The following is a 5,175-nucleotide window of genomic DNA, read 5'->3' on the forward strand; positions in this document are numbered from 1 at the left end:
TCTCGGAATAACTGGTCGAATATGGCATCATGGTTGGAGGAATGACCCTCGCCAAACCACCAGAACCAATCCGAACCTTCTGCTGCATACAAGGCTTCCCAAACTTCTGGGTTATTTTCTTCCGTCGCTTCTGGATGATTGGCTAAGACTTGCCGTGCTTCCGTCAGCAAGTCCCAAGCTCGATTTTTGGCAGGGTCACCGATCCAAGTTGTGAAGCTACCATCCACCCAAGAACCACTGTGCAGTTGCTCAGATGGAATAATTTCGGTGGCTGGGAACTGTTCGATAAATTCACTCACCGTCACCAGCTTGATATCTGAATGGTCACTCAGGGTCTGATAAAGCGATTCTAGGAAGGGAATACCGTCTTTGTAGTAATACTCCCAGCAATTTTCCCCATCTAAAGCGATTGTGACCAGCCAGGGGTTTTCTAAGGATGTGGTACCTCCATGTTGCCGAGATTTTAGAGAACGAGAAATGGCTTCTAAATGTCCCACCAAATCACTAGAAGCCTGCTTCGCATCCATCGTTCCATACGTAAAGCCAATTAAATCCGATAAGCGATGGTCTCGGAACACGATCGCCAAAGGCCCATAAGGCGTTTCCAGGCGATATGGACGGTAGAGGACTTCTGGGTCTAAAACATTCCCCGCCTCATCCCGGTGGAAAAAATGTTTTAGCGTACACCCCAACACCGCCTCATCCGAGCAAATCCACTCGAACCCTTGCTGAGCAATGTAGGGTAAAATCTCAGGACTAACGGACTGCTCACTGGGCCACAACCCACGGGGCGTCCGACCAAAGCGGTCTTGATACATCGTCCACGATTTCTTCAGGTGCCGGGGAATATCTTCTGCCCACTGAAAGCGATGTTGCGGCAAGTTCATGTGGGGGACAGCCCGACGCCCTGCATTGGTATCTGCTAGTAAGGGCAAAATGGGGTGTGTGTAGGGGGTTGTGGTGACTTCCAGCTGACCGGCATCTTGCATTTTCCGGTGCTGGGGAATAATCCGACCGATGATTTCTCTCTGCTTCGAGAAAATTCGTTGGCGATCGCTCAAGGTGAAATTACGCCCCTGCTTTAACCAGCCCTCAATCTCTGGGTCATCCCAAAACAGCGGGTCAATCCAGGCTAGATTGTGCCACGCCAGCAAGTCACTAAAATCTTCGAGCGTCCAATTATCCAGGCACCATTCCCTTCCTTTGTCCTGTCGCAACCCGTACAGTTCCCTGTAGCGGGGGTGGGGGTCAATCAGGGTGTGGTGATTACCATCAAAAAAATGCTCAATGATAAATTGCTTCTGTTCGGTGTTCAGCTGTTCGCTGGGTGTCAAAGCCACTTCCAGATACGGGTCGAACGCTTTACCCCCGATGTAATCTTCGAGCTGCAAAATCAGCGAAGGAACTAAGTTTACCGTCTGATGCAGCTTTGGATAGCGCTCTAAGAGAAGCACTAAATCTAAGTAGTCTTTCGTACCGTGCAGGCGCACCCACGGTAGACGGTATTTCCCTAAAGCAACCGAGCCGCGATCGCGACATTTGTACAAAGGCTGGTGCTGATGCCAGATAAAAGCGACGTATAAGGGATGAGACATGCGTTTTGAGTCGGATGAGACGTGTGAGTCAAGAGTTAGGGGAGATCACAATAGTTCTCCCCTTCTTAACTCTTAACTTTTAACTCAAAACGGCTACATGACTTGCTCAACTTCAGCAATTTCCGGAATGAATTCGCGTAAACGCCGCTCAATCCCCATTCTCAGAGTCATGGTTGAGCTGGGGCAAGACCCGCAGGCACCTTGAAGCCGCAGTTTAACAATGGGGCCATCTAACTCGACGAGTTCGACATTGCCACCATCAGCCATCAAGTACGGACGCAAGTCATCCAAAACTGTTTCGACGTTCTCAGGAGTTAGCGCCATTGTTTGGGACATAATTCTTCACCCTTTGTGCTTTTTTGATTGAATCGCAGTTATCTTACATCCTAGCTTCCTTGAGTAGAGCCGAAAGATTAGCTTTCAGCAATTAACTCCATTGTCTGGTATATCGGAAGAACTAATCGTTGAGATTGGTTGTCTTCTATACCAGCTCAATCAGCTAGCTAATCACTGAAAGATAATAGCTAATTGCTCAAGATTAAACGGCTACGGGCTCGAGAAGTTTGATATTAGAAAAGTTGAACTCGGTAGTGAGCCGATTTCCTCCATCGATCGCATGAACGACTTGGCGCGTCATGACATAATAATTGCCCACTTTCTCATAGCTCTCCTCAAACTCTCGTTTGGTCTTAAGATTGCCCGTCTTAGCCTCTCGGAAGATGGCGTTGTAGCCCGTTGAAACATAGCCTTCCCCCGTATCCAAGCTTTCGTTGGTATTAATCGTAAACGCCATTGGCCCCATCACCCGGCTAACTTGGCAGATTTCGGTACCTCGGACTTTGTAGTTCGACCCCATTGCATCGCCCTTAACCAGGATTTCTACGGCACCAGTCGTGTCTGATTCACCTAGGCTAAACTCGTTTTTCCCGTGAGCTTTTTCAAACGTTGATCGCTTGCGGTGGGTAACAATATCCCGCATTTGGTTATAAACGCTTTCTTGAACTTTCTCATCTTCAATGCCAGTGACTTCTACTGTGAGGTCATCCTTAATGCGAACTTCCCCTTTGTAGACTTCATCACCCTGCTTAATTTCGACATCCGCACGGTAACCGGGAAAGTTGGCGTCCCATGTGTAGCGGTTTTCGTAGGCGGCTTGAAACAACTCACGGGCGCTTTTTTGCTCTGTCATAAATCCTTATATTCAATCAACCATCTCTAGTTTATGAATGTTTACCCAGTCTTGCGCTTCTATGGGATAATTTGAGTATCAATCGGTTAAAAGTTGGCAAGTCGAAAGTGCTAACCTTCAACCGACCAACCTGCTAACCTTCAACGTTCAACCCAATCCCTCAAGAAACACTCGCCGTGTTGGAAATCATCATGGGTTCCTGATAGAGAGGCACTGTGAAGGTAACGGTGGAACCTAGTCCTTCACCCATGCTGTAAAAGTTGACAACACCGCCCATTGTTTCCACAAGCCTTTGGGAGATGGTTAAGCCTAAACCTGTGCCGCCATATTGACGAGTGCGTTCGCCATCCACCTGACTGAAGGCTTGAAAAAGCTTGTCTTGCTTGTCGAGAGAAACACCAATCCCAGTATCTGCCACTCGGATTTTGACCATACCGGGTAGTTCTTGGTCTTGAAACGAGACCTTTTTCTTCAGCACTTCCGCACTAATGGTTACCCCTCCTTCGTGGGTGAATTTAATCGCGTTACCTGTCAGGTTTAAGAGGACTTGCAGCAGCCGCTGATAGTTTCCGTACACAATGATTTCATCACGAGTATTGGGTAGCTCGATATTGAAACTGAGGTTCTTTTGTTGTGCTTGATTCTGAGTAAAATCTCGAACATTATCCAGCAGTTCATTGAGCTGAACTTCGCCTAATGGAAGCTCCATTTTACCAGCTTCAATTTTGGCGATATCTAAGATATCGTTAATGATGTCCAATAGATGCAGCGCTGATTTATGGGCATCATCCATAAATTCCGCCTGTTCCTCAGGCGTATCTACCATGCCGTCGATGATTAGCTTGAGGCTACAGATAATGCCGTTGAGGGGAGTTCGTAACTCGTGGGTCGTGTTGGCAAGGAATTGGCTTTTGAGCCGGGAAACCGCTTCAGCCTGTTCCCGTGCTTCTTCTAACTCTTTGTACAGGGTAGCGTGAGCGATCGCGGTTCCCACTTGTTCCGCTAGTTCTCGCACCAATTCAATTTCTGCCTCACTCCAGATGCGGTGGCGATTGCACTGTTGCAGTTTAATCAAACCATTGGGTTGGTCAGTATAGGTAGTGGAAACCACCAACACTGACTCCTTCTGGCATTCTGAACTAGTGGCTTGCTCGATCACCACCGGTTCGCGACTAAACAGGGCTTGTCTTAGGTAAGGCTCCGAGGCCAGTTCCAGCTTTTTCCCCACCATTGAGCGACGTAGCTGTTGACCGTACTCTGCCTTTACCCGGACTTCTGGGTCATCGGGTTTATAGGAGCAGATGATGCAGTGGCTGACTTGGAGTGCCTTGCCCAGACTTTTTACAGTCTCTTGCCAAATGGTATCGAGATCGAGGGTCCGTCGAATCTTGCGAGCAATCTGAGTGAGCAGTTTTTGATTGGGGTCTAGACTTAAAGGCACGAAAGAGTCGATTACTTTCTGTACCGAGGATTCAGGCAATAGGTGACCCATCACCAGAACCGTTGTGGCTTTGCCATCCGCTTGCAGAATTGGGCTGATGACCAACTCAAAGGGGAAGACTTGATCGTTGTAAGCCAACGAATGGATACAACGCTCAGGAGTTCGTTGCTCTAGAATTCGCTGAATTTGTTCCAGATACGCGTCAGCCGCGATCGGATGAAATGTGTCATGAAGGGGAAGCCCAACCACTTGCTCGTTTGTCAGACCATAGCGCTCAGCGCCTTGCCAATAGAAAGAGTGGTACTGACCAGATGCATCCTGAGTAAACACAAGTTCAGACCCTAACCCCTGCAAGAAGCTAGATTTGCTTGGTGCAGTAGCAGATTCCATAGCGGTATACCCAGAACGAGAACGTTTTAGATTAGCAGGAGCAGTCATCAGACAAGACCTGGAAACGGCAGTTGATCAACCACAGGTATTATTTAGCTATAGCCATTCGGGCGAAGAGCAACAGATAGCGGCTCAAATAGCAGAGGCTCAAAAGCCTCAGGTTAAAGCCTATATCTGTTTTATCTCAATCATTCCATTCGCCTCGCGACGGTACAGGCGGATTTCGGTCTAAGGCACGGGTTAATTCGTCATCCCGTTCCCGTTCTCCTCTGAGCCACTGACGAATTGCCGTTTCAATCACTCTACTCGGATCATTGGTCAAGTGGTTGATTTGCTCCAATAGTTCAGAATCTAAGTGAATAGAAATCTCTTCTTTTTCCGCCGAATGCTCTCTATGTACGCCATGATCGTTCATAAGCACAATTTTAGTTCCCCTAGTATGCATTTTACGATAACTATCAAATAGCCAGCCTTGGAGAAAGCAACGCACCGAAAGCTGATCTGGAGTCAGGCCTACAAGGCATTCCCCATCAGGGGTATCTCCCGCTTTTGTAAGCAGA

At 48.0% G+C, this 5,175-nt stretch carries 5 protein-coding genes; all 5 read right to left on the bottom strand.

Features of this window, described 5'->3' with window-relative positions; translation table 11 throughout:
* Nucleotides 1-1,595: glycoside hydrolase (locus V6C93_RS11195; protein ID WP_333476739.1), on the bottom strand; the 1,595-nt coding region annotated here is incomplete at its 3' end.
* A 93-nt stretch (nt 1,596-1,688) separates the two neighbouring features.
* Nucleotides 1,689-1,931, bottom strand: coding sequence for a NifU family protein (locus V6C93_RS11200; RefSeq protein WP_349262684.1), 243 nt, complete (start codon nt 1,929-1,931; stop codon nt 1,689-1,691).
* 202 nt (nt 1,932-2,133) lie between these two features.
* Nucleotides 2,134-2,784, bottom strand: coding sequence for a DUF3386 domain-containing protein (locus V6C93_RS11205; protein ID WP_333476740.1), 651 nt, complete (start codon nt 2,782-2,784; stop codon nt 2,134-2,136).
* Between the two features lie 160 nt (nt 2,785-2,944).
* Complete coding sequence (locus V6C93_RS11210) at nt 2,945-4,663, bottom strand: ATP-binding protein (protein ID WP_333476741.1); 1,719 nt, start codon at nt 4,661-4,663, stop codon at nt 2,945-2,947.
* A gap of 136 nt (nt 4,664-4,799) precedes the next feature.
* Entirely contained in the window at nt 4,800-5,030 is a 231-nt protein-coding gene (locus V6C93_RS38190; RefSeq protein WP_349262685.1) for a type II toxin-antitoxin system CcdA family antitoxin, read from the bottom strand.
* Between the last annotated feature and the right edge of the window lie 145 nt (nt 5,031-5,175).

The sequence above is a fragment of the Allocoleopsis sp. genome, assembly GCF_036703385.1.
Taxonomy (GTDB): domain Bacteria; phylum Cyanobacteriota; class Cyanobacteriia; order Cyanobacteriales; family Coleofasciculaceae; genus Allocoleopsis.